The 25,516-nt window shown below is 42.6% G+C and carries 22 protein-coding genes; 4 read left to right on the forward strand and 18 right to left on the reverse strand.

Annotation, left to right across the window (positions count from 1 at the left end; all coding sequences use genetic code 11):
• Nucleotides 1-2 precede the first annotated feature (2 nt).
• The 11 genes from IQ13_RS03430 to IQ13_RS03480 form a co-directional block, all read right to left on the reverse strand.
• On the reverse strand, nt 3-443 hold the full coding sequence (locus tag IQ13_RS03430) for a molybdenum cofactor biosynthesis protein MoaE (protein ID WP_144884514.1): 441 nt from the start codon (nt 441-443) through the stop codon (nt 3-5).
• Nucleotides 443-1,555 (reverse strand): HesA/MoeB/ThiF family protein, encoded by a 1,113-nt coding sequence (moeB, locus tag IQ13_RS03435; RefSeq protein WP_144884516.1) that lies wholly within the window; start codon nt 1,553-1,555, stop codon nt 443-445. Before moeB ends, IQ13_RS03430 begins: the two co-directional genes overlap by 1 nt.
• A gap of 2 nt (nt 1,556-1,557) precedes the next feature.
• The gene (locus IQ13_RS03440; protein ID WP_144884518.1) at nt 1,558-1,785 is read right to left on the reverse strand and encodes a MoaD/ThiS family protein; all 228 of its coding nucleotides are present in this window, start codon (nt 1,783-1,785) and stop codon (nt 1,558-1,560) included.
• Between the two features lie 26 nt (nt 1,786-1,811).
• Entirely contained in the window at nt 1,812-2,549 is a 738-nt protein-coding gene (locus IQ13_RS03445; protein ID WP_144884520.1) for a sulfite exporter TauE/SafE family protein, read from the reverse strand.
• A gap of 5 nt (nt 2,550-2,554) precedes the next feature.
• Nucleotides 2,555-3,733, reverse strand: a complete 1,179-nt coding sequence (locus IQ13_RS03450; RefSeq protein WP_144884522.1) for a molybdopterin molybdotransferase MoeA — start codon at nt 3,731-3,733, stop codon at nt 2,555-2,557.
• 108 nt (nt 3,734-3,841) lie between these two features.
• Nucleotides 3,842-4,465, reverse strand: a complete 624-nt coding sequence (locus tag IQ13_RS03455; RefSeq protein WP_144884524.1) for a nucleotidyltransferase family protein — start codon at nt 4,463-4,465, stop codon at nt 3,842-3,844.
• Nucleotides 4,455-5,612, reverse strand: a complete 1,158-nt coding sequence (locus tag IQ13_RS03460; RefSeq protein WP_144884526.1) for an XdhC family protein — start codon at nt 5,610-5,612, stop codon at nt 4,455-4,457. Before IQ13_RS03460 ends, IQ13_RS03455 begins: the two co-directional genes overlap by 11 nt.
• Nucleotides 5,613-5,623: 11 nt before the next feature.
• Nucleotides 5,624-7,726, reverse strand: coding sequence for a xanthine dehydrogenase family protein molybdopterin-binding subunit (locus IQ13_RS03465; RefSeq protein ID WP_144884528.1), 2,103 nt, complete (start codon nt 7,724-7,726; stop codon nt 5,624-5,626).
• A 2-nt stretch (nt 7,727-7,728) separates the two neighbouring features.
• On the reverse strand, nt 7,729-8,193 hold the full coding sequence (locus IQ13_RS03470; protein WP_144884530.1) for a (2Fe-2S)-binding protein: 465 nt from the start codon (nt 8,191-8,193) through the stop codon (nt 7,729-7,731).
• A 219-nt stretch (nt 8,194-8,412) separates the two neighbouring features.
• Nucleotides 8,413-9,393 carry a GTP 3',8-cyclase MoaA gene (gene moaA, locus IQ13_RS03475; protein ID WP_144884532.1) on the reverse strand — a complete coding sequence of 327 codons (981 nt, stop codon included), beginning with the start codon at nt 9,391-9,393 and terminating at the stop codon, nt 8,413-8,415.
• 110 nt (nt 9,394-9,503) lie between these two features.
• Nucleotides 9,504-10,328, reverse strand: coding sequence for an MOSC domain-containing protein (locus tag IQ13_RS03480; RefSeq protein ID WP_144884534.1), 825 nt, complete (start codon nt 10,326-10,328; stop codon nt 9,504-9,506).
• 121 nt (nt 10,329-10,449) lie between these two features.
• Between IQ13_RS03480 and IQ13_RS03485 the strand changes: the two genes are divergently transcribed.
• The gene (locus IQ13_RS03485) at nt 10,450-10,749 is read left to right on the forward strand and encodes an Rdx family protein (RefSeq protein WP_144884536.1); all 300 of its coding nucleotides are present in this window, start codon (nt 10,450-10,452) and stop codon (nt 10,747-10,749) included.
• An 11-nt stretch (nt 10,750-10,760) separates the two neighbouring features.
• On the forward strand, nt 10,761-11,345 hold the full coding sequence (gene mobA / locus IQ13_RS03490; RefSeq protein ID WP_144884538.1) for a molybdenum cofactor guanylyltransferase: 585 nt from the start codon (nt 10,761-10,763) through the stop codon (nt 11,343-11,345).
• Here the strand turns inward: mobA and IQ13_RS03495 are convergent.
• The 6 genes from IQ13_RS03495 to nirB all read right to left on the reverse strand — a co-directional run bounded on the left by IQ13_RS03495 (nt 11,331) and on the right by nirB (nt 22,571).
• Entirely contained in the window at nt 11,331-12,827 is a 1,497-nt protein-coding gene (locus IQ13_RS03495) for a rubredoxin (RefSeq protein ID WP_158637293.1), read from the reverse strand. The genes mobA and IQ13_RS03495 overlap by 15 nt on opposite strands.
• A 78-nt stretch (nt 12,828-12,905) precedes the next feature.
• The gene (locus IQ13_RS03500; RefSeq protein WP_144884543.1) at nt 12,906-16,481 is read right to left on the reverse strand and encodes a nitrate reductase; all 3,576 of its coding nucleotides are present in this window, start codon (nt 16,479-16,481) and stop codon (nt 12,906-12,908) included.
• A gap of 49 nt (nt 16,482-16,530) precedes the next feature.
• Nucleotides 16,531-17,829: a NarK family nitrate/nitrite MFS transporter gene (locus IQ13_RS03505; protein ID WP_144884545.1), complete on the reverse strand. Its 1,299-nt coding sequence runs from the start codon at nt 17,827-17,829 to the stop codon at nt 16,531-16,533.
• A 44-nt stretch (nt 17,830-17,873) separates the two neighbouring features.
• Complete coding sequence (locus IQ13_RS03510) at nt 17,874-19,403, reverse strand: alginate export family protein (RefSeq protein WP_144884548.1); 1,530 nt, start codon at nt 19,401-19,403, stop codon at nt 17,874-17,876.
• Between the two features lie 88 nt (nt 19,404-19,491).
• A complete protein-coding gene (gene nirD, locus IQ13_RS03515; RefSeq protein ID WP_144884550.1) occupies nt 19,492-19,839 on the reverse strand; it encodes a nitrite reductase small subunit NirD in 348 nt (115 codons plus the stop codon).
• A gap of 209 nt (nt 19,840-20,048) precedes the next feature.
• A complete protein-coding gene (nirB, locus tag IQ13_RS03520; protein ID WP_144884552.1) occupies nt 20,049-22,571 on the reverse strand; it encodes a nitrite reductase large subunit NirB in 2,523 nt (840 codons plus the stop codon).
• 193 nt (nt 22,572-22,764) lie between these two features.
• Here nirB and cobA point away from each other — a divergent pair, with 193 nt between their 5' ends.
• On the forward strand, nt 22,765-23,538 hold the full coding sequence (gene cobA / locus IQ13_RS03525; RefSeq protein ID WP_144884554.1) for a uroporphyrinogen-III C-methyltransferase: 774 nt from the start codon (nt 22,765-22,767) through the stop codon (nt 23,536-23,538).
• A gap of 105 nt (nt 23,539-23,643) precedes the next feature.
• Entirely contained in the window at nt 23,644-24,291 is a 648-nt protein-coding gene (locus IQ13_RS03530) for a Crp/Fnr family transcriptional regulator (RefSeq protein ID WP_242009471.1), read from the forward strand.
• A gap of 33 nt (nt 24,292-24,324) precedes the next feature.
• Here IQ13_RS03530 and uxuA read toward each other — a convergent pair whose 3' ends face one another.
• A complete protein-coding gene (uxuA, locus tag IQ13_RS03535; protein WP_317129330.1) occupies nt 24,325-25,497 on the reverse strand; it encodes a mannonate dehydratase in 1,173 nt (390 codons plus the stop codon).
• Nucleotides 25,498-25,516 lie beyond the last annotated feature (19 nt).

Genomic DNA, 25,516 nt, shown 5'->3' on the forward strand with positions numbered 1-25,516 from the left:
GTTTATTGATTTACTTTCCATTGATGCGATGCGTCTTCAAATAATTCTTTGCCCCAGACAGGCAATTCTGTTTTAATACGTTCCACCGCTTCATTGCAGGCATCGATTGCCGCACGGCGATGTGCAGAGGAAGTAAACACGAACAAACAGATTTCCCCGGCAGCTACTGTACCCAGACTGTGATGCACATGCATGCACGTGAGTTCATATTTCGCAAATATTTCTTGACGGATGACATGCATTTTTTCCAATGCAAGTTCTTCATACGTTGTGTATTCAATAGCGGCTACTTTCTTTTCATCAATTAGGTCTGCCCTCACCTGTCCTAAGAAAATGTTATGCCCGCCGATAGTTGTTTTACTGCTGTGTTTCGCAATACTGTCTGCAATAAATGCGGGGGCAATCGCACCCTGTACAAATATATTCTTCGGTTTACGTTCCATTACACGGTTTGTTTTTGTTGCTGCATCCATTGCTGGATACCACCTTTTAAACTATAGATCTTTTTCGAAGTGCCGAATAATTCTTCCAGCTGTTTAGCCGCTGCTGCACTTCGTTTACCTGACAAACAAAATACAACAATCGTATTTTCTGTTAACCAGGCTGTATGTTGTTGCAACTGGTTTAACGGAATCTGCATGTGGCTGAATTCTGTTACAACAGGCTGTTCATCTTTTTCCCTTACATCCACAATAGCTGCTTTGCCTTCTGCAATCATTTCATTAAAAGTACTTGCATCAATTTCATTGATCAATGTTGCAGTGCCGCACAGCCATTCATAATCTGTTTGCTGCAATGCTTCGATTGTTGCAGGAATAAGCGCTGAAGTTTCTCCATGTTTGCTCAACTCCAGTTCATAGGTTTGGTTGGTGAGTGTGTTATAGGTAAATAATTTATTCGCCAACAACACTCCTGTACCAGTGATGAGCTTAATGGTTTCATTCGCCATCATACTGCCGATGATGCCCGGCAATACACCCAATACACCTGCTTCTGCACAGTTCAATACTTCACCTTCTTTTGGCGGATGCGGAAACAGGTCACGGTAATTAACAGATTGTTCGATATTGAACACAGCTACCTGTCCCTCGTATTGTGAAATAGCACCGTACACTAATGGCTTGTTCAACAACACACAGGCATCATTTACTAAATACCGGGTAGCAAAATTATCAGAGCCATCGACGATTACATCAAATACGGAAAGAATGGTTGCTGCATTTTTAGCTGTGAGTCGCTCGTTGTAAACGGTGAATTTTGTTTGCGGATTCAATTGCTGCAGTACTTCAACCGCACTATCCACTTTTGGCCGGCCGATCATCTGTACATTGTACAACACCTGCCGATGCAGATTTGAAAGCGATACCTTATCATCATCCACAATACCGACTATGCCGACACCTGCTGCAACAAGATACTGCAACACCGGACAACCCAATCCACCTGCACCGATGACCAACACAGAAGCCGACAACAGCTTTTGCTGTGCTTCGGCGCCAAATCCTTTCAGGATCAGTTGCCGTTGGTATCGATCATATAGTCGGTCGTTGTTCATGGTTATCCGCCGGAGAAAGGAGGTAATAAAGCCACCGTACAGTTATCTGTTAACAAAGTATTTTCTGTGATTGTTTTTTTGTCTACTGCTACAATAAATTTCTCTGCGGCAAGCAATGGAAAGCTTGTCCGTAATTGCTGCAGTAATTCATCAGTTGATGCTACATGCGGCAGTTCGGTTTTTGCACCTGCTATTTCGGCCAACTTCCCAAAAAATAAAACAGTGATCATGTACTGCAAATTTATTCCTTCCTTGTTTAAATACTAGTAACAATCAATTTAACTGCAGCAACCAATAATACAGTTGCCAGTATGTATTTTAAAACTACCTGTTTCAGTTTTACTGCGCCGAAATAAGCACCGGCAAACCCTCCTGCAAAAGCAATGATCACATACAAATACATGTCTGTGGTAAAGTGAATACCTTTCGTTAACTGACCGGCTAACCCGGAAAGCGAGTTGACGAAAATAAACAGGGCACTGATCGCTGCAGTCTGTTTCATATCCGCCCACCGTAATAACAGTAACACGGGCGATAAGATAATACCTCCACCAATTCCTATTAACCCGGATAGGAAGCCAATAACAGCACCGATTAAAATTGCCAGAGGCAGTGAATAGCTTTTTTGTTCTGCTACCCGCACATTACCAAAGAATAGAAAACGAATGACCGGTAATAATAACAACCATCCCAGTATTTGCTTGTAAACAGCGGCTTCAATACTTATTAACCCGCCGACAAATGCAAACGGTACAGACGCTAATGCAAACGGCAGAAATAATTTCATCCGAAAATATCCACCCCGGTAAAACTGGATGAACGATGTAAGCGATACAAACAAATTCAGCAGCAATGCAGTTGGCTTCATTACGTCGTGAGCAATGCTGAAGATGGCCATCAATGCCAAATAGCCACTGGCACCGCCATGCCCTACTGATGCATATAAAAATGCAACAAGAAACAAGAGGATATAAAACAGGTAAATAAAATCCATAGCAATTATGCAGGCAGTAAATGAATGGTTACCGGATCGTTTGTTTTGTACTCGTCATTCTCTCCATCGAGCACCAGCAAACAATTGGCTGTTGCAAAGGAATTGAGTTTATACGATTCCTGTGCTGTTAACGGCAATACTTTTTCTCCGTCGTAATAGGCTTTTTGAAAATGCGTAAGTCCCGGTGGCTTTATACAATCTTTCGCCAAGACAGTTTGCACAGTCTTTAATTGTAAGGGGCGTTTTGTTTGCAGCGACAATGCTTCCGTTACATATTCATAAAAACAGGTAAGCACTGATGAAGGATTACCCGGTAAGCCGAACACTAACTTATTATCTTTCGTACCAAAGAACAAAGGTTTACCCGGCCGTTGTTTTACTTTATGAAACTGTTGCAAAACGCCACATGTATTTGCTGCCTGCAACACAAAATCATAATCTCCTACACTTACACCGCCTGTGAGTAAAACAAGATCACTTTCGTTTAACGCCTGTTGCAGGATTGCTGTTAATATTTCCGGATCATCTTCTGCTTTATAAATGCGATGAACAGAAAGATGCAACGATTCCAATGCGGCTGTTAAACCAAACGAATTCGATTCATACACTTGTCCGTACAACAATGGCTTGCCCGGCTCCTGCAATTCGTTGCCGGTAAGGATAATGCTGATCACAGGATCAGGAATGACGGATACTACCGTTACACCAATTCCAGCTAAGAAACCAATGGCAGCAGCAGTGAGTATACCCCCTTTCGGTAAAGCCAATTCACCTGCTTTTATTTCGGAACCAACAGGACGAAGATTGCTGTGGCGTTGCAGTTTATCATCGTCAATGAGCAACACACCGTTTTCTGTTCTTACTTTTTCCTGCATCACCACGGTATCTGCTCCGGCAGGTACAGGTGCACCAGTAAAAATGCGGATGGCTTTTCCGGTCGTTACTTCAACAGTTGAAGAACTTCCTGCAGCCATTTCTCCCTCGATGATCAATTCTTTTTGGATATCATCAAAAGCAAATGCATAACCATCCATTGCTGATTGCGGAAAGGCAGGAATATCAACTGTTGCAACTATGTCTGCAGCCAGTACTTTTCCTCTTGCCTGTAACAACGGTACTGTAACTGGATGTAATGCTGTTACAGTTGTTGAAATAATATGTTTTGCTTCTGTTACTGAAATCACTTTTTTAGGGTTTAGGGTATAAGCTGTAAGGTCTAAGAAAAACGATTCAAGACTGCTATCATCTCTAACATATCGGGCTGGCAGGTGTAACGTGGGGTGCTTTCTTCCTCACGCCTTAAACCCTCCACCTTTCGCCTTTTCATAGTCTTCCATCGTATCAATATCAATCTCTCCTTTCGGAAAAGGAACAAACGCTGCTTCGTTCTGATATTTTCGAACCAGGCTTTTTGCCCCTGTATCCCCTGTTAATTTCATCAGCTCAGGAAAGAAACGTTTGCTAAATAACACCGGTGTTCCAAAAGTAGTTCCATATTTACTTGCAACAATGTTGTGCTGTTCTTTTTTGTTTAGTTCCATCAACTCATTTAATAAGTCGGCTGTTACAAACGGCTGATCGGCTACCATGAAAACAGCTGCTTCAACTTCCGGATGCAATTTCAGCAACGTTTGTAAACCGAAGCGGATACTGGAAGCCATTCCTTCGTTCCATGCATCATGCACAAAAACTTTGGCAGTTGTATGTTGTAATTCCTGTTTGATGATCTCTGCATTTGCCCCTACTACAACAACTACATGCATTGCATCGGATGCAAGTGCTGTATCAATCGCATGTTGCAAAAGCTTTGAACCGGCAAAATCCAATAACTGTTTCGGAGAACCTAAGCGGGATGATGCGCCTGCAGCGAGTAGTATAACTCCGGTATGATTGCTATGCATTTGTTCATTTGCCATTGCTGCCTGCTTTCTGTAATTCCAATTCGTTGCGGGTATGAATACTGACAGAACGGTTCTTTAAAAAGCCTCCGGTTCGTTTTGCAAATACAGCTTTTATTTCTGCCAGTACAGACAATGCAATTTCTTCTGCTGCTTCTGCGCCTATATCTAAACCAATCGGCCCATGGATCATTGCCCGTTGTTCATCTGTTACCATAATACCTTCTTCTTTTAGTTCATCGAACATCCGTTCCAAACGTTTCTTTGGCCCAAGTGTACCGATGTATCTGCAGTTGATTTGCAGCAGCTGCTTCAACATCGCCAGGTCATACTTATAGTTATGTGTCATCAATACAAATACTGTCCATTCATCGGGTGAAAGTTGGTTGATAATCTCTTCAGGTTTTCCTGTAAGCAAGTGTTGAACACCTGGAAAACGTTGCGCATTGGCATGTGTGGGTCTTCCATCTGCAACGGTGATCTGCCAACCCAATACACTCGTCATTTCTACCAATGGAAATGCATCGTTACCTGCGCCGATAATGATTAATGAAACAGTTGGCTGAACCAATTCAACAAAAGCGGTTAATTCAAATGCTGCATATTCTTTAAAGGAAGAAGAGCCTTCACTTAAAACAGTTGCAGCATCGGCTTGAATATGTGTGAGCAAGCCTGCATCATCAATCTTCGCCAAGGAAGTTGCTGTGTCAAGAAAGAAACAGGTGCCGGGCTGATGACCATGAAAATTATTGAGCGAGAACAAGGTAACGATAACTGTTTCTCTTCTGTACAACTGCGAACGTTCCAATAAAGCGATGGGATTATTTTCGTCAGCAGCATCAATCGGTTCAAACAAAATATGTACAATACCATTGCAGCCTAACTGCACACCAAACGCAGCATCTTCATCGTCCATTGAATTGTAGGTAACAAGTTTGTTTTGGTTTTGATGAATCGCCAGCAATGCTTTTCGTAATGCATCACCTTCTAAACATCCACCGCTGATGGCACCCGTGATCCGTCCATCTTCTTCCACGAGCATGCGTGCACCGGGCCGGCGATACGATGAACCTTCTACATATACTACCGTTGCAAGCGCAGATTTCGTTCCTTTCTGCGTTGCCTGTTTATATGCTGCAATTATTTCATTGATCTCTTTTGTCATGCAATACTCAACTAACCCAACTGTTCTGCAAACGGCAACTTACGTAAACGCTTTCCTGTTGCTGCAAAAATGGCGTTGGCCAAAGCTGCGGCTACCGGCGGTAAAGCGGGCTCTCCTAAACCTGTTGGCGCTTCATCACTTTCAACAAACTGCACCTCAATTTCTGTTGGTGCATCCTTCATGCGTAAAAATTTATATTGATGAAAGTTTGTTTCAACCACAGCACCATTTACAAACGTTACTTTCGGAAACATAGCATGACAGATACCATCAACAATAGAACCCTGTACCTGATTTTCTGCACCACTCAAATTAATAACACGGCCACAGTTAACGGCACAATACACTTTCTTCACCTTTGGTTGTCCATCCACCATTTGTACATCCACCACCTGCGCTACATAGGAACCAAACGAAAACCAAGTTGAAAACCCTCTGAACACACCGGGTGTTTTTGTGCCCCATTTGCTCATCTTCACGACAAGATCAATCACGCTTTTATATTTTTCAGGATCGTAATTGATCTTTCCAACCGTTTGTTCTTTTGCTTTTTTCAGTAACGCTAAACGAAATGCAACAGGATCTTTTTTCAAAGCCGTACACAATTCGTCCATAAAACTTTCAGCAACATAAGCAAGTGTATTGGCGCCGGGTGCTCTCCACCAGCCGGTGGGTGTATTGCTGGTGAGACCTTGTCCTTCGGCACGGTAATTGGCAATTGCGCCCGCAACATAACTATCGCCACGCACACCTCGACCAATACCTACTCCTGATTGATGCCAGGATAATAAATCAGTAGCCGAAAGTGCTGCACGGTAGCGCCACATTTCTGCCGGACGATAAAAATCATTCTGCATATCATCTTCACGTGTCCATTGTACCTGCACCGGGCATTGTGCTGCTGCAGAAATCAACGCTGCTTCAACACCATTATCGGTCATTAATTTTCTGCCAAATCCACCACCTTGCCGTGGAGATGATATGGTGATATTCGCTTCAGGAATTCCTAATTGTTTCGATACTTCGGTTCTGACAGCCGCAGGTACCTGCGTTGGGCCAAACAATTCTACTTTACCATCTTGTACATTGGCAAAAAAGTTCAACGGCTCCATTTGTCCGTGCGACAATGTTGGTATTTCATAGGTTACATCCAAAACCTTCACAGCGCCTTGTGCAGCTGCATCCACATCACCATCGTTTCGTTGAGGAGTTGCAGTTGGTTTATCAAGCATTGTTTTAAATGTGGCAAAATGCTCTGCAGTATTCTCCAGTTTTTCTGTTGCGTTCCATTGAATCACCAATGCATCTCTTCCCTTCTTCGCTGCCCAGGTTGAGGTGGCAAGCACAGCCACTGCATTCTTGATCTTCACAACTTTTTTTACACCATCTATTTTTAATGCTGCAGCATCGTTTACTTCGCCCAATGTTTTGCCATACGCAGGCGGACGGCTTACCATTGCAAACAGCATTCCTTCTCTTCTGGTATCAATGCCAAACAACGGCTGACCGGTTACTATTTTATGCGCATCAACATCCTGCACACGTGTGCCGATGAGTTTAAACTCTTTCGGATCTTTTAACGCAGGCTTTGTTGGCACTTCCAGTTTTGCTGCGGCAGATGCCAACGATGCATAACTCAGTTTACGTCCACTCGTTTTATGAATAACCTCTCCGTTATCAACCGTACATTCTGCTGCAGAAACATTCCATTGTTGTGCAGCAGCGGCAATCAACATTTCACGTGCAGTTGCACCAACTGTACGCAGTTCTGTAAAACGTCCACGCACCGATCCGCTGCCACCTGCTGTTTGACGGCCCATTCTACTGTCTAATGGTGCTAATTCTACTTTGATCTTTCTCCAGTCAACACCCAGTTCTTCAGCAACGATCATGGGTAACGATGTTTTTACACCCTGTCCAATTTCCGGATTGGGTGCAAATAACACAATGGAACCATCAGCATTAATTTTGATATATGCATTAGGTGTAAAGACCACATCTTCCAATGCTTTTGCTTCTGCTGTGAGGTTGAGCAAACTAAAGCTGATGAGCATACCACCACCTGATAAAGCAGATACTTTCAGAAAGTTTCTTCTTGAATGTGTTGTTGCCATAATTATTTTTTGCTTTTTTTAGCTGCTAAATGAATTGCTTTGCGAATGCGTACATGTGTGCCGCAGCGGCAGATGTTTCCCGACATGGCATTATCAATATCCTGATCGGTGGGTTTGGGATTGCGTTTTAGTAAGGCAGCAGCACTCATGATCTGGCCTGCCTGGCAATAACCACATTGCGATACATCGAGTTCTTCCCATGCCTGTTGCAACGGATGATCACCTTTTTCACTTAATCCTTCAATGGTAACGATGGCATTTGTTTTTACAGACGACACCGGCAATGTACAGGAGCGTATAGCGTTACCGTTCAAGTGAACAGTGCATGCTCCGCATTGAGCCATGCCGCAACCAAACTTGGTACCAACCAAATTCAGATGATCACGTAAAACCCATAACAATGGTGTAGACGGATCGACATCAACCGAAAGTGTTTTACCGTTTACATTCAGATTAATTATTGCCATAATGGAATACTTTGAGGAAAGTTAGTTAATCTTAAAATATACTATTCTAAAATAAAACACATTTACACGAATGGTTGTAACTGAGTAATTCAAAAGGAAATTGTTGCAGTTTATTAACTTAAATACAATCTGTTGCTTAGACATTTATGTACAATTCGTTTCACGTCCGACGAGGGCGTCTGACGTTCGTACCCCGTACTTCTAAATTCGCACTTGCTCTTATCCTCCAATTCCGATCATACTTCTGTTATGAATTGCATCGGCATTGATGTGTTCAAAGTTGGCAGTAAATTGCCCACCGAGTTCTTTTGCTTTATCAGAGATGTTTTGTGAGATGAGTTGTGTTACATCTTGTCCGTTACGCAAAGCCGTTAACAGATCCATTTCTTTTTCGGCAAACAAACAGTTTTTCATTTTACCATCGGCTGTTAAACGCATGCGGTTACAGCTGCTGCAGAAAGGCGCACTCATGGTACTGATCACCGAAAATGTTCCGGCATGACCGGGAACGATATAACCTTTGGCTGTATCATGCGCTTCATTCTTCAACGGAAGAAAAGAATTTTGTTGCTCCACTACCTGTAAAATCTGTTGCCAGGTAAAAACCTGGTTGCTTGTCCAACGGTTACCGCTGAACGGCATGAATTCGATGAAACGGACATGCACAGGCGTGTTTTTTGTCCATGCAATAAAATCATTAATCTCGCCATCGTTCAAACCTTTCATCACCACCACATTTACTTTTACATGAAAATTGCGGCTGATGAGCAATTGAATATTGTCATATACTTTTTGAAACTGATCTCTTCTGGTGAGATGCTGAAAAGTTTCAGCCTGCAATGTATCAAGACTTACGTTGAGTGAACGTACACCTGCATCTTCTAGCACATCCACAAACTCATGCAGTCTTGTACCGTTGGTAGTGAGTGTGAGTTTCACCGGCAATTTGCCCAAACGACGGATGATGTCCGCAGCATCCTTGCGTACCAATGGTTCGCCACCGGTTAAACGGATCTTGTTGACGCCGAGTTGTACAAATGTTTTTGCTAATGATTCTATTTCATCCGCCTGCATCAGGTGTGATTGCCTGGTAAACTCGTAATCTTCCTCCGGCATGCAATAAAAGCAACGCAGGTTACAGTTATCGGTTAACGATATCCGTAAATAATTATGTACACGATTATATTTGTCGATCAACATGTTCTTCTTTTTATTCGTCATTGCGAGGTACGAAGCAATCTTTTAAATAACAGATTGCTTCGCCAAACAACAAGGCTCGCAATGACGAGCCCTTAATGACGTTCGTTAAATTAATTCAACTCCAACGCTTCTTTTACCTGCACAACATTCAACTCATCTCCCACTCTTATGATTCCTTCCTGCTTATATAAAATATTCTGTCCGAAATACACTTTGTTATTTCCTGCTCTATACGATGCCAATGTTTTCAATGGCTCCTTTGCAATGATACCGGTTTCCTGGTCGGTGGTTGTAACCACGCATCTGGCACAGGGTTTTACGGCATACAAATCAATTCCGTTGATCCGGAAATGCTGCATCGTATCTTCTTCGAATGCGACTCCTCCTGTAAACACAATGTTCGGGCGAAAGCGATTCATCGGCACAGCTGTTGTTAATCTGCTGTTCAGATCATCCAGTGATGCCTGGCCAATCATCAGCACCGGAAATGCGTCGGAAAATCCGGTGAGCTCATTGTTCAACGCATAATCTGCATCTACTTTCCGTTGGCTTGCATCGGGCATATATACCAGTTTACAAACACGGTTTAACTTTTCTGAAAACCATTGATTGATTTCGTCTTTCATTACGATCGCTTCAACCACATCATCCCATACCTGCACACGCACTGTTGCTGTTTCAGTCGGCTTCAAGTTAACACGGATCGTATCCGCTTCATTCCCCTTTTCATAAACGGTTAATTCATTTGCATCAATGGCTGTGCGCAACAATGCCATTTGCGGAAACTCCCGTTGCGTTAGAAAACGATTGTTCTCATCCACCAGCATCCATCTTCTGTCGTGTTCAATCCCACGGTCCGTTAAACGGGCTTCGGTTAATTCAATTCCGCCCAACGACTTGATGGGATACACATATAAATGGCTGATAGAAAGCATGGTTAAAATTACAGGTTTTTAAAAGCCAACCGGCAGTATTTCCAACGGAAAGAATTCTGCTTATTCGGTTAAAATAGCAGTAAATTTATCCTGTTCTTTCACCCCTTAAGCCAAAGCAAACATGAAACCCGTTATTACCATTGAATATTGTCCGAAATGTAACTGGCTGTTACGTTCGGCTTATATTGCCCAGGAATTACTTACCACATTCGAAAACGAATTGAAAGGCGTTACGCTGCAACCCAGTGAAGTAAGCGGCGATTTTCATATATCCATTGATGGCAAAGAAATTTTCAATCGCAAAACCTACGGCGGTTTTCCGGAGATAAAAGAACTGAAGCAAATTGTACGGGATATTGTCAGTCCGGGTAAAAGTCTTGGACATGCCGATACCAAACCGCATCACCATAGTTCACTTTAATCGCAACAGTTATGACCGGCATTATACTTTGCGGTGGACAAAGCACACGCATGGGCACAGACAAAGGCCTGTTGAAACATGAAGCAAAAACATGGGCACAGACTGCTGTTGATAAAATTGCTGCATTGCAATTGCCGGTAAAAATTTCTGTCAACAATCAACAGTTTGCAGATTATGCAGAGGTGTTTGCGAAAGATGATTTAATTGTTGATGCTGCTTCACTTGCTGTACACGGGCCGTTGCTGGGTGTACTGAGTGCACATGTTCATTTACCCACGCAGGATCTGCTGGTGCTGGCCTGCGATCTGCCGCTGATGGATTCAGCATTACTCAAAGAACTGTATCAATACTATCTCGATAATCCCGGTTACGATGCTTACCTGTTCGATAATGATGGAGAGCATGAACCCTTGTGTGCCATTTATGTGGCAAAAGGATTATTAACGATTGATGAGATGCGCCAAAGAGGTGAGCTTACACGCCACAGCATGAAATTTATGCTCGATCATTTATCTGTTTACAGTATTCCGGTGAAGGAAGAACAGAAATCATTCTTCCGCAACTTTAATGCACATGCCGAGTTAAATGGTTTGTAGACCGAGCTTTGATTTTTCCGCTTTTACAAAAGTTTCTTTCCCTGCATCGCACAACGGGCAACAGTAATCTGCAGGCAATGCTTCAAACTTTACACCTGCTGCGATATTGTTTTCCTGCTCTCCCACTGTTTCATCGTACACAGTTAAACAATCGCTGCATTGATGCACATATGCTGTTACCGTTTTTTTATCGGTTTCTTTTCTTGGTGCTGCTACTTTTTCAACCTTTGCCTGCTTGCCTTCAAGCTGTTGATAGAACGCAGCAATAGAACGTCGTAACTGTTCAGACAATAAAAATTTAGGATTGTTACTGCTGAACACATAACCGGTACGTTCGTTGGGGTTGAATTCGTTGGCACAAAGTACATCGTAGAGGTACAGAAATTCCCAGCCAAACAGTTTTAGCAGTGGCTTCCGTTTTATCAATATACTACTGAACACTTCGCTCTTGCTTCTTGTTTTAATGCCAATGCAAAGACCAAAGGTTCGTATATCTTCATTATTGAGTTGTTTAACGAGGTAGTTCTTCAACGCCAACCCTTCGCTGCAATCATCTTCCACCTGGAAATTCAATTCATTTGCTGCATGGCGCATATTGATGTGGTATTTATCCAGCAATAAACTCCACTTCGCTTTATCTTTTTCATCAATGCCTTTTACAACAACACTTTTCCACGGTGTAGAACATAGTTGCCCGATCTTGGTTTCAAGGCAAAGCTTACTCACTTCTTTCAGGAAATCAACACTGAATAATTCATCTCTCCTGTACACCCCCATCCAGTATTTGTTATTGTTGTAACGGTTGAACCCTTCGTAGTAAGGAAGATTGAATGTTGGCAACTGAACCGTCTTATCCGCAGACTTGGTAATGTATTTATCGGTATGCACAAGCTTAATTAATGTTTCGCCCTGTGCTTCGGCATTATCGGAAAAACGTTCTTTATGAGCAAGGATGATCTGCTCAATTTCTTTTGATACCCTTGCTACATCATTCGTATATACTAACTGGTTCCATTCGAAAATGGTATTTGTTTTCGGGAATCGAATGAACAGGTGCCAGAAGTGTGCTGCATCTTTTGCAGCCACCCAGTTGATATTACCCGTAAGCATCGGTGTAAAACTCTGGTTGCTGTCGCTTACATTGATTTTTAAAGTGGGCTGATAATCGATGCCATCAAAAATATCTTTGTACACACCTTCACTGAGCCAGGTATTATTGATGAAAATTTCTTCTGCTGGATAAGAGCTCACGATGTTCGGATGCCGATCATTACCTGTTTCATAAACAATATCGATCAGATCAAGTTCGCTCAGCAATGCTTCCCTGTTCTCAACGCTTACACTAATGAGTAATTGCTGACGCAAACCAAAGCTTACATGACGGATACCCACTTTTGTGCAAGCCACCAATGTATTGTACAGATCGCCGGGCGAAATAATACCGCCACGGAAATTGATCTTTATGGTTGAACTGTTACTCATACATACTTTCATTTTATGAAGCAACCGCCAACGGGGCCTACTTCGACAAGCTCAGTATGAGCCGCCGTTGGGGTTACTTTATTTATCTGCCATTGCAGTTTCCTTAACGCTTGTTTGAAGGTTGGCTTCCAGTATCGCTTTCACCTCAGGTCTGCAACTGCCACAACCCATACCTGCACCGGAGAGTTGACACAACTGCAAATGATCTTTACAACCTTCTTTTATTTTATTGATAAGATTTCCTTCGCCCACATTGTTACAACTGCACACCAGTTTGCCAATCACCGGTTCAGGCGCTTTACCAGAACGTAACAGTTGTAACCGTTTTTCACTCAGCTCCATTTTTTGTTCAATGAGATTGCGGTATTCAAGGAACTCGCTCTTATCACCAATTAAAATAGCACCAACCAAACGATCATTATGAATGATACATTTTTTGTAGTAACGTTTGGCTTTATCAATAAACACCACTTCTTCATACGCAGGATCGTCCGGACATTCCACTTCGCCCAATGAACAAAGTTCTGTGCCATGCATTTTTAAAATATTCATCAGCAATGAACCTGAATAATAGGTCGATATATCGCCGCCTAAATATCTTGCAACCACTTCGGCTTGTTGTTCGGCTGCTGCAGTAATGCCATACAGGAATCCTTTGAACTCTGCAATTTCTCCAATGGCAAAAACAGAAGGATCATTTGTCTGCAGGAATTCATCCACCACCACACCACGTTTGCAATCGATACCTGCAGCTTTTGCAATTTCAATATTCGGCACCGTGCCGATTGCAATGACGATTGCCTGGCAATCGATCATTAAACCGCTTTTTAACCGAATGCCCGTTACCGTTGTATCGCCGAGGAAACGTTCGATCTCGTCGTTGTAATAAATATCAACCCCTTTATCTGTTAACTCCTCATGCAACAGTTGACTTCCCAACGGATCAAGCTGACGATCCATCAAACGGGAGATACGTTGAATGATGGTTACTTCCACTCCTACTTCACGAAGTGATGCGGCCAATTCAATACCCAGCAAACCTCCACCAACGATCACTACTTTTCCCCGTCCGACCGGGTCATCCGGGCGGGCTTTTGCAGCATCAACATGATGCTTAAAATTATCTGCATCGTTTCTGCTGCGCATGGTAAAGATGCCCTGCATAGCAGGCACATCACGCAACATGGCTGCACGGCTACCTGTTGCCAGCAACAACACATCGTAGTGATGCGTGTTGCCTTTACTATCTGTTACCGTTTTTTGTTCACGGTTAATCTCGTTAATGCTTACACCACGATGCAGTTTGATGTTGTAATCATATTCTTCAGCATCGCTCATTTTAATGAGGCTTTGCCATTGCAATGTGCCGCTGATATAATTGGGCAACAATACACGATTATAAAAAGGAAAATCTTCTTTGCTGAAAATTTCAATTTCATCATCGGTATTGATCATGCGGTAGCTGCGTACAAAACCACAGGCACCGGCACCTGCTCCAACCACAATGATCTTTTGTTTGGCTTTCTTATACAGTTTTACTTCAACAGCAGAAAATTTAAAATCGGGTTCTTTACTTTTTGGATCAACTAAGTTGTTGGTAAGATTGTTTGCACGGTTCAGATCACTGTTCAATACCTTACCCCAATGCATCGGCAGGAACACAACACCTTTTTTAATATCGGTTGTGAATTTTGCTTTTACTCTTACATTACCTCTGCCATTAAAAATTTCTACAACATCGTTTTCTCTAATGGAACGTTTCTCTGCATCTTCCGGATGAATTTCGAGGAACGATTCAGAAATATGTTGTTTGAGTTTATTTATTTTTCCTGTTTTACTCATCGTATGCCACTGATCCCTGATGCGACCGGTGGTTAAGATCAATGGAAAATCAGGCGATAACTTTTCAGATTGATTTTCGTCGTTAAAAGAATGAATGATGGCTTTTTGTGAAGGCGTATAAAATTTATGATCAGTAAACAAACGCTTTGTTCCATAGCCCTCTGCAGTTTTCGGATAAGGCCATTGCACCGTACGTTTCTCTTTGAGAATAGCGTAGTTCAATCCGCTCATATCAACATTCGTTCCTTCTGTTAATGCAGCATGTTCTGCAAAAATTTCAGCGAAGCTGTTATAATCAAAACCATTATAGCCCATCTTTTTTGCAAAGCGGCAAATGATCTCTGCATCGGGCAATGCTTCTCCCGGTGCATCTATAATTTTATTCAAGTAGCTGATGCGGCGCTCTGCATTCGTCATCGTACCTTCTTTTTCTGTCCATGCAGCAGCAGGTAACACCACATCTGCATACCTGATCGTCTCGGGTTTATTACTAATGTCCTGTACCACTACAAACTTTGCTTTCTTCAATCCTTCTTCTGCAACACGCACATCGGGCAAACTGATGAGCGGATTCGTGCAAAGAATCCAGATTGCTTTTAAGCGGCCATCGTTCAACGCTTCAAACATTTCAGTAGCAGTAAGACCAGGCTTCGCTGCAATTGTTCCGGGAGCAACGCCCCAGAATTGTTCAACAGCAGCACGGTGTTCGGGGTTCAGCAAATCACGATGCGCAGGTAATAAATTACTCAAGCCACCTACTTCTCTTCCGCCCATTGCGTTGGGCTGACCGGTTAATGATAACGGACCGGAACCGGGTTTTCCAATATGACCTGTAATTAAATTTAAGTTGATGAGCGAAAGATTTTTGTTTACGCCAATCACGCTTTGGTTCAAACCCATCGTCCACATGGTAATAAAACCTTTCGCATTACCGATATACGATGCAGCTAAGCGAATATCCTTTTCAGCAACGCCACAAATAACAGCTGCTTCAGCAACCGTGCGTTCAAATACAGTGGTTCGGTATTTTTCAAAACCTTCTGCATGATTGGTAATAAAATTGAGATCAATGTCTCCAGTCTCGATCAGCACTCTTCCGATTGCATGATGAAGCGTAACATCTGTACCGGGATTCAACTGCAGATGCACATTGGCTATTGAACAGGTTTGTGTTTTACGTGGATCGCTGACAATAATTTTCAGATCAGGATTTTTTTCACGTGCAGACTCTACTCTCCTCCACAAAATGGGATGACACCAGGCAGGATTTGCACCTGCAACAAAAATCACATCTGCCAGCTCCAGATCATCATAACTTACCGGCACACTGTCTTCACCCAAACTCATTTTATAACCAACTACGGCACTGCTCATGCAAAGGCGGGAATTGGTATCGATATTATTGCTGCCAATAAATCCTTTGATGAGTTTATTGATGACGTAATATTCTTCTGTTAAACATTGTCCCGATGCATAAAAGGCAACCGAATCAGGACCATACTTTTCAATCAACGTAGCAAACACTTTTGCAGTTCGTTCCAAAGCAGTATCCCATGTAACACGCTGACGGGGTTGATTGCGGTTGTATCGCATCTCCGGGTACAACAAACGATCAGAGCGATCATTCACCGTGTAATGCAGGTTCATGCCTTTACTGCAAAGCATGCCTTTGTTCACCGGATGGTTTTTATCACCTTCCACATGCAAACGTCCAAGCTTATCCTTACTGGTAACAATACCACAACCCACACCGCAATAGCAACAGGTTGTAAGATTTGTTTTCGAATGAGTATGTTCTGATATCTTCACCATAATTACGTCAACATGTATTAATTTTTAAAGGCAAGCAATCGTTTCATCATCAGGCAGCATTTTCAAGTGCTACATTTATTTCAGCAGCTTTTTCTTTTTTGGTAAACTTTGTCACTAATACCAGCAATGATACAGCAATCACGATCATACCGATATAGCCAAACGCTTCTACGTAGGTAATGCTTTTACTTTTGAAGAGAAAGCCAAACAACATACCTCCCACATTACCACCTGCTCCAACAATACCACTCACTAATCCTACATTTTTTTCATTCACGAACGGAGTGATGGCATAGGTAGCACCATTCGCCATTTTCAGGAATAATGCAAACGAGATCATGGAGATGATGGCCATCGCAAACGAACCGGCCTGTGCAAACAGGATCAACCCTGCGCCTTCGAGCAACAATACGGTAGCAAGCAATAAACCTTTGCCACGCATGCCGTATTTCTTACCCACTTTATCGGCAAAAATGCCGCCGAGTGCACGTGCAAAAATGTTCATGAAGCCAAACACTCCGGCCCAGAAACCTGCACTGCCTTGTGTTAATTTAAATTCCTGTACAAAATGTAAAGCCGCAATATTGTCGAACGTGATTTCCATACCAAAACAAACTGCATAGGCTAAGGCCAGTGCCCACACTCTCCAGTCTTTTAACACACTGTAATCCGTTTTGCCTTTTGCTTTTACTTCACGTTCAATTTCATCGTAGTTACCGGCGGGTGTATCTTTTGTATAACGGAAATAAAGAAATGCAGCGATCAACATCATTACACCGGGAACGATCATGGCATAGCGCCATGCTTCTGCTTTTGTATAACCAAAACCAACGATGGCTGCAAAGATCACCGGCATCACCATGTTGGTAACACCACCACCCAGGTTGCCCCAACCACCTGCAACAGCATTGGCTGTTCCTTTAATGTTTGCTGCAAACATCATGGATGTATGAAACTGCGTAATTACAAATGATGCGCCAATGATACTGATGGCTAAACGGAACAACAGGAATGAAGTATACGATTCAGCCAGACCTACGCCCATCACCGGTATGGCACCGATCAACAATAACGTTGTATAAGTTTTACGTGGCCCCCATGAATCGCACAGTTTACCAATGAGCAAACGTGCAATGATGGTGCCTGATACGGATGCAATGACGATGTTGCCGATCTGTGATTTATCTAACTGCAGATCTTCTTTAATGGTGGGCATCAGCGGTGCCAATCCAAACCATCCGAAAAAACAAACAAAGAATGTAAGCCAGGTTACATGAAAGGTTTTCATTTGCACTCCGGAGAGTGAAAAAATGTTGAGCTTGGTTAAAGGTTGATTAGTTACTGCCATAACTAGTAGTTTTTAGATGTGAAGAATATGGTTAAGAGAAGGAATCATTTTGAGAGGAAATCGGGTTTGATATTGATTTGCAGGTAGGCCCAGCTGTTATTCAGTTGCGTACTGCCGGGTGTTACAGCTTTTGCATACTCCATACTTTTGGTTGCAGCCATGTAGCTTAAACCAAGTTCAATGCTTGAAAATTTATTTAGTTGATACGTGCTTACACAATCGAATTCGCTGCCGAGGTATTTTTTGATGGCGTTACCTGTAACATCTTTTTGATTTTTTGCCAATGCGAAATAGTGATAATCGATACCTGTAGAGAAGCGTTTGTCTTTTGAAGTGAACCTGATCTTCGCAAAAGGATTGCTCAATCCGCCAACAGGCGATCCGGTGCCGACATAAAAATAATCCATCAATCCCCAGAGCTTATGCGGTGTGCCATACAACGGATCGAAACGGTGATTGGTAGTTGAGGTGCTGAACGCATCATTGCCCGACACATAATCCCAGCCAATGCTGTACAACCAACTTTTCTTAGCATAGGTTACCGAAGCTGTTGTTGTGTATGCAGAAAGCTTCAGTCCTTCTTTATCTTTTCCGCCCTGGTAATAAGCACCTGCTGTAAGTGTAAGCGATTTCTTTTTATCCAATACACTGTTGATGAGCAAGCCTGTCGTATAACGGGCATGTGTACCTGCTTTGTTGTAACGACGGCCAAACACATAACCCGTATCTGCCCCTGCAATGATTTTTACAGAATCAAGACGGTATTTTGAAAACTGATCGCCGACAACTAATGCTGTAATCTTTGTTTGCCCGAATGTTTTCGCTGCATACAAAAACTGCAATGCTTTATAATGCTGACCGATTGCATTGGTGCTCGGCGCATTTGCCATTGAGAGAGTTCCTGTTTTTGCACTGATGCCTGTTGCATTTACAATAGGAATTAAACCGGCCGGTGTTAGAACAAGATTTCCTTTGCTGTCCTTTACATAAGGATTCACATTTGCAGGCGTGTAATAAGTGCCGTTATAATTAAACGCATCGGTGTTTTGATTAAAGGCTGCACCCAGGTCGAGCTGCCATCCTTTGTTCAAAAATTTCAATACAAGTGCATCATGCCTGCGGGCCTGTTGCAACCAATCGAGGTTACCCAATAAGCGACTATCGTCATACATCAACTCCTGCCGACCGATGCGAAAACCTAAATAATCAACTTTTGCATGTTTGAAGGAAGAATCTTTTTTGTTGGCCAATGTTACTTCGGCCCACGCTTCGTGAACACCTAATTTGCTGCCATCGGCATTGCTGATGGAGGAGGCATCTTGTCCCCACACCCGTACATCCTGCACAGAAGTAAGAAACTGGATACGGTTGTTCCTGTAGCCAAAACTCAATCGAGTACGCTGTGAAGTGAAAAATGCCGGCTGATTGTTGACCGGTCGTAAAGTGCCGGCACCATCACGATACTCTGAACGTGTACGTACCTGCCCCGTTAACGTAAACTGTGCATTAACAGAAGTACCGGCTGCCAACAGCACTCCCATGAGTATTCCACTTTTTGTGTTTAATTTTTTCATGTTACTTTTGGTCGATTTTAAGGTGAGAAATCCTGGAATCATTCGGCCCGGTTAGACTGCCATCTGCCGGGCTTTTTTATTTAATTCATTATTCGTCTATGCCAATAAAAACAACACCATCTTCCACTTTCACTTCGTAGGTTTTAATCGCACACGCATCACCACTCAGGCATTCGCCGGTAACCAGTGAGAATGTTTTTTTGTGAAAGGGACAAGCAACTTTCGGCTCATCATTTTGAGTGCCGATCAAGCCACGACTTAAAGCCATCTGCATACGATGCGGACATTCGTTCTGCGTGGCATACCACTCATCTCTTCTTGTAAAATGGAAAAGTGCAATTTGTGTGTCGTTGTTTTTCACACACACGCCACCGTTAGCAGGAACATCCGATACGCTGCAGGCGGCAAACCAGGTAATTGTTTTTTCTGCGATCATATAATTCGTAGTTAAAGGATTCGTTGAATAATCTGTACTGTAACAACCGCTACAACACAGCTGATCTTCCTTTTTTATATGGGGCAACCGCAGAAAAGTGGCCAGTTGGCCTTAGCAATCAATCATCAAAAAATCGTTTGGAGTATTCACAGGTTCTGTTCAGTAACTTTTTTTATATGGCAGCAATCATATTTATTCAAAACCAAAATTTATTTCCATTCTTTTGCACGCTTTTGTTCACGCATGGGATCAAATACAACCGTTGGATCTTTTTGTTCCGGTGCATTGACGAAGTGCGTAAAGCGTTTGCGTAACTCAGGTGTTTCAATAGCCGCTTTCCATTCGCACTCGTAGCTGTTTACATGATTTTCCATGGCTGCTTCCCACTCAGCATTCATGCCTAATGCATCATGCACAACAACTGAACGCAGGTAATCAATTCCTCCTTCCATTTTATTTAACCAGGTGGCTGTACGTGTTAACGGATCGGCTGTTTTTACATAGAACATTAAGAAGCGATCGAGATATTTCAAACAGGTTTCTTCATCAATATCCGATGCAAGTAACAAAGCGTGTTGCGGCTTACTTCCGCCATTGCCACATACATACAGGTTCCAGCCTTTTTCTGTGGCGATAATACCAAAGTCTTTACTCTGTGCTTCCGCACATTCACGGATACAACCACTCACACCGCCTTTTAATTTATGCGGCGCACGCAAGCCACGGTAGCGTTCTTCTACCCGTATGGCAAAACTTACACTATCATGTAATCCGAAACGACACCAGGTACTACCCACACAACTTTTTACTGTACGTAAACTTTTACCGTATGCATGTCCGCTTTCAAAACCTGCTTCAATTAATTCTTCCCAGATATTTGGAAGATCGCTGAGGTGCGCACCAAACAGATCAATACGCTGCCCACCGGTAATTTTTGTATAGAGATTATACTTCTTTGCAACTTGTCCGATGACGATTAATTTATCCGGTGTAATTTCTCCACCGGGGATACGTGGTACTACAGAATACGTTCCGCCTTTTTGAATATTTGCCAGGAAACGATCATTGCTATCCTGTGCCGTATCATTTCCTTTTTTCAATATCACTTCGTTCCACAAACTGGCAAGGATCGATGCTACAGGAGGTTTGCATAATTCACAACCATCACCTTTACCAAGCATGTTCAACACATCGTCGTATGTACGCAGTTCGTTCAGCTTAATTAAATCAAACAATTCCTGGCGACTGTAATCGAAGTGTTCGCACAATACATTACGAACAACTTTACCTGCTGCTTTCATAGTATGCAGCATCAGGTCTTTTACCATTGGTACACAACCTCCGCAACCTGTTCCGGCTTTGGTACATTTCTTAATGCCATCCACTGTTTCATATCCCAGTTTCACTGCATCACAAATTGAACCTTTTGTTACTGCTTCGCAACTGCAGATCACGGCGTCATCAGGTAAACTTGTAACACCTGCACCTGCATCGCCTTCGCCACCTCTTGCACCAAGAATCACATCTTCTGTATTGGGAGGTAATACCACTTTGTTCTTGCAGGTTTGCAATAACATATTGTATTGCTCAGCATCGCCTACTAAAATTCCACCCAGCAATTGCTTGCCATCGGCACTTACATTTATACGTTTGTACACACCTTTCACGCTGTCATCAAACACAATACTTCTAACTCCATCACCACTCACAAACGGATCACCAAAGCTGGCAACATCAACCCCAATCAGTTTGAGCTTGGTGCTCATATCAAAACCGGTAAATGAGCCCCCATCCCCTAAGGGGGTGTTATTGGCTATTGCAGTTAATTGATTTACCACAACAGTTGCCATTTCATAACCGGGAGCAACCAAGCCATAGATCATTCCTTTATGTAATGCACACTCACCAATAGCAAAAATGAAAGGGTCGGATGTTTGCAAGTTGTCGTTAACGGTTATTCCTCCACGAGGACCTACTTCCAATGAAGCAGCTCTTGCCAATTCATCTCTTGGTTTAATACCCGCAGAAATGACCAGCATATCTACATCAAACGAACTATCATCAGAAAAACGCATGCCGGTAATCGCAGCATCGCCTTCAATGGCGGTTGTATTTTTTGATGTATGAATGGTTAGTCCAAGATCTTCCAGTTTCGAATGCAATAATTTCGAACCCGCATCATCAATCTGGCGTGGCATCAGGCGTGGCGCAAATTCAATCACCTGTGTATTCGTTACACCCAGGTCGAGCATTGCCTTTGCAGCTTCCAGTCCGAGTAAACCGCCACCGATCACCGCACCTTTCTTCGACTTCTTAGCCCAGCCGATCATCAGTTCAAGATCTTCAATTGTACGGTAGATGAATACACCTTCTTTTTCAACGCCGGGAATTGGAGGAACAAAGGCCGCAGAGCCAGTCGCCAAAACGAGGTAGTCGTAGCTTTCGGTAACACCTGCATGAGAGAACACAGTCTTCTTTTCACGATCAATGGAAATAACCGGATCGGAAAGATGAAGTACAATCCCATTCTCACTGTACCATTCTTTCGAAGCGAGGGAAAGATCATCGGCAGACTTGCCTGCGAAATACTCGCTGAGATGCACCCTGTCGTAAGCAGGTCTTACTTCTTCTCCGAAAACCACAATGGAAATATTAGCGGCTGTGTTTTTTGCTACAAGTTTTTCGCAGAACTTATAGCCCACCATGCCATTACCTATGACTACCACTTTCATGTTGTTACTGTTTTAAGTGAAACAATAATGGTAGCAAGCAATCGTATTACAATTTATATCATATAATATTTTTCTAACAGTTGGAACTATTTTTTGAAGCATTAAATGATTTCTGTCATGAAATTAAGGCTATAATTTGTAATTTTAATCAACAAAACATGATTATTATTAAATATAAATAAATGTAATTTGTATGAAATTGAGAAAATTGGTACTTATTGGAGCTGGACCAGGCGATCCTGAACTTATTACAATAAAAGCTATACGTTATTTGAAACAAGCTGATGTGATCTTGTATGACGCCTTGGCGAACGAAGAACTTTTGAACTATGCTGCCCAAGGGTGCATCACCCGTTTTGTTGGTAAACGCTACGGTTGCCATGCCCTTTCGCAGGAAGAGATCAATTCACTTATTGTAGAATACAGCCGGCAATATTGCACAATTGTACGTTTAAAAGGAGGCGACCCCTTTGTTTTTGGCCGTGCGCAGGAAGAAATTGAAACAGCCCGTGCAGCGGGAATAAAGGTTGAAGTGATTCCGGGTATTTCCAGTGCACTGGCAGTTCCAGCCACACAACTGATTCCTCTCACCTGCCGTGGCATAAATGAAAGCTTTTGGATAACTACCGGTACTACAAAAACGGGCGAAATATCAATAGATATAAAATGGGCGGCTCAGTCGAGTGCAACTGTGATCATTTTAATGGCCATGAGCAAGCTTGAAGCGATCATGGAAATTTTCAGCAGCTATGGAAAAGAACATACTCCGGTTGCGATTATACAGAACGGTACTACAAAGGATGAAAAGATGATTGCAGGAACAGTAAAAGATATTTTCTTTCGGGCATCTGCAGCAAACATCAGCAACCCGGCTATAATTGTTGTGGGCGAAGTGGTGAACCTGCACCCGTCAATGATCACACAAGCAATTGCTACACAAACACAGGGACAATTACAGCCCAGGTAATCTTTCTAACCTACTCAAACATTGTTTGCCGTTACTTTGCAGCTGCAAACTCGTAAAACGGCCATGAAGCAAAACAAGAAAAACTGTGACCTGAAAAGCTGCACCATGTGCATACAATGCCAACACGACTGGCTGCCTGCACTGGATGTTAACCGCAAAAGTTTTCATTTTAAAAAAGGAGAGCAATTATTTACCGAAGGCGAAGAAGTAAAAGGAATGTATTTCGTTTCGAAAGGACTTGTAAAAGTGCACAAGCGCTGGGGGAATGAGAAAGAATTGATTTTGCGTATTGCAAAAGACGGCGATATCGTTGGGCATCGTGGCTTGGGCGATGATGCCTTCTATCCTGTATCCGGAACAGCTATGGAGCCAACCGATGTTTGTTATATTGATCTTCCATTCTTTAATAGTACGTTGCGCACCAATCCGGATTTTCAATACAACTTATTAATGTTTTTTGCAGCCGAATTAAAAGAGTCGGAGAAACGAATGCGTAACCTGGCACATATGAATGTAAAGGGACGTATCGCCAATGCCTTGATTTACCTGCAAAACAAATTTGGCAAAGACAGTGACGGTTATATTAATCTTTCGATAAGCCGGCAGGATCTTGCATCGTACACCGGTACAACCTACGAGTCGCTCTTTCGGATTATGAATGAGCTGATGGAGGAAAAAGCGATTATAACTGATGGTAAGAAAACAAAAGTGCTGAATGAAAAATTATTAGCGAAACACATGGCGCAGGAATAAAGAAAGCCGGTTCGTAAGAGCCGGCTTTTGTTTTTATTGCTGATACAGCATTTTAAATAAGGCATACTCAACACCCCGTAATTCTGCTAATCCTTTTAATCGGCCAATCGCCGAATAACCGGGATAGGTTTTCTTCTTCAGATCATCCAGCATCTGATGCCCATGATCAGGTCGCATCGGTAATGAAATATTGCGGCGATGTTGTATCGAGAGTACTTCTTTAATTACTTCGTACATATCTGTATCGCCAGCCAGGTGATCGGCTTCAAAGAAATTCCCTTCTGCATCCCGCTTGGTATTACGCAGATGAAGAAAGTGTACATGGTCGCCAAAGCGTTTCAGCATAGCAGGCACATTGTTATCGGCCCTTGCACCAAACGAACCTGTACAAAAACAAAAACCATTCGCTGCTGAAGGCACAGCTTCCAGCAAATCGGCAGCATCTTGTTCTGTACTCATAATACGTGGCAGTCCCAATACAGGATAGGGAGGATCGTCTGGATGAATCGCCATCTTTAATCCACATTCTTCAGCAACAGGCACCACTTCTTTTAAAAAGTAAAACAGATGCTCTTTTAATTTAGCAGCATCAATACCCTGGTATTTTTCCAGCTCAGTTAACACCTGTTCAGGAGTAAATGCATCATCGCTTCCGGGCAATCCCAGCATCATATTATTGAATAAAAAAGTACGCTCCTCTTCACTCATTGCATCATAGCGTTCTTTTGCACGTACAATTTCGTTCACGTCATATTCCGCATCAGCTTCCGGACGTTTTAATAAAAACAAATCGAACACCACATAATCAATACGATTGAAGTATAGTGCCGTACTGCCATCTTCTAATTGATAATACACATTGGTACGCAGCCAGTCAAGCACCGGCATAAAATTGTAGGTTACCACTTTTAAACCACAGGCAGCTACGTTGCGTAAACTTGCTTTGTAGTTTTCTATATGGTAGAGATAATTACCAGACTGTCGTTTAATATCATCGCTTACAGGCAGACTTTCAATTACCGTCCAGGTCATGCCTGCATCTTCGATCATTTTTTTACGCAATAGAATTTCATCTGAAGTCCAGATATCTCCAACAGGAATATGATGAAGAGCTGTAACAACACCGGCACAGCCTGCCTGTCTTATATCTGCGAGGCTCACCGGATCGTTAGGTCCGTACCAGCGCATGGTTTGATGCATCAACATAATTTCAATTTTAGTAAAG

Source organism: Lacibacter cauensis (genome assembly GCF_007830055.1).
GTDB lineage: Bacteria > Bacteroidota > Bacteroidia > Chitinophagales > Chitinophagaceae > Lacibacter > Lacibacter cauensis.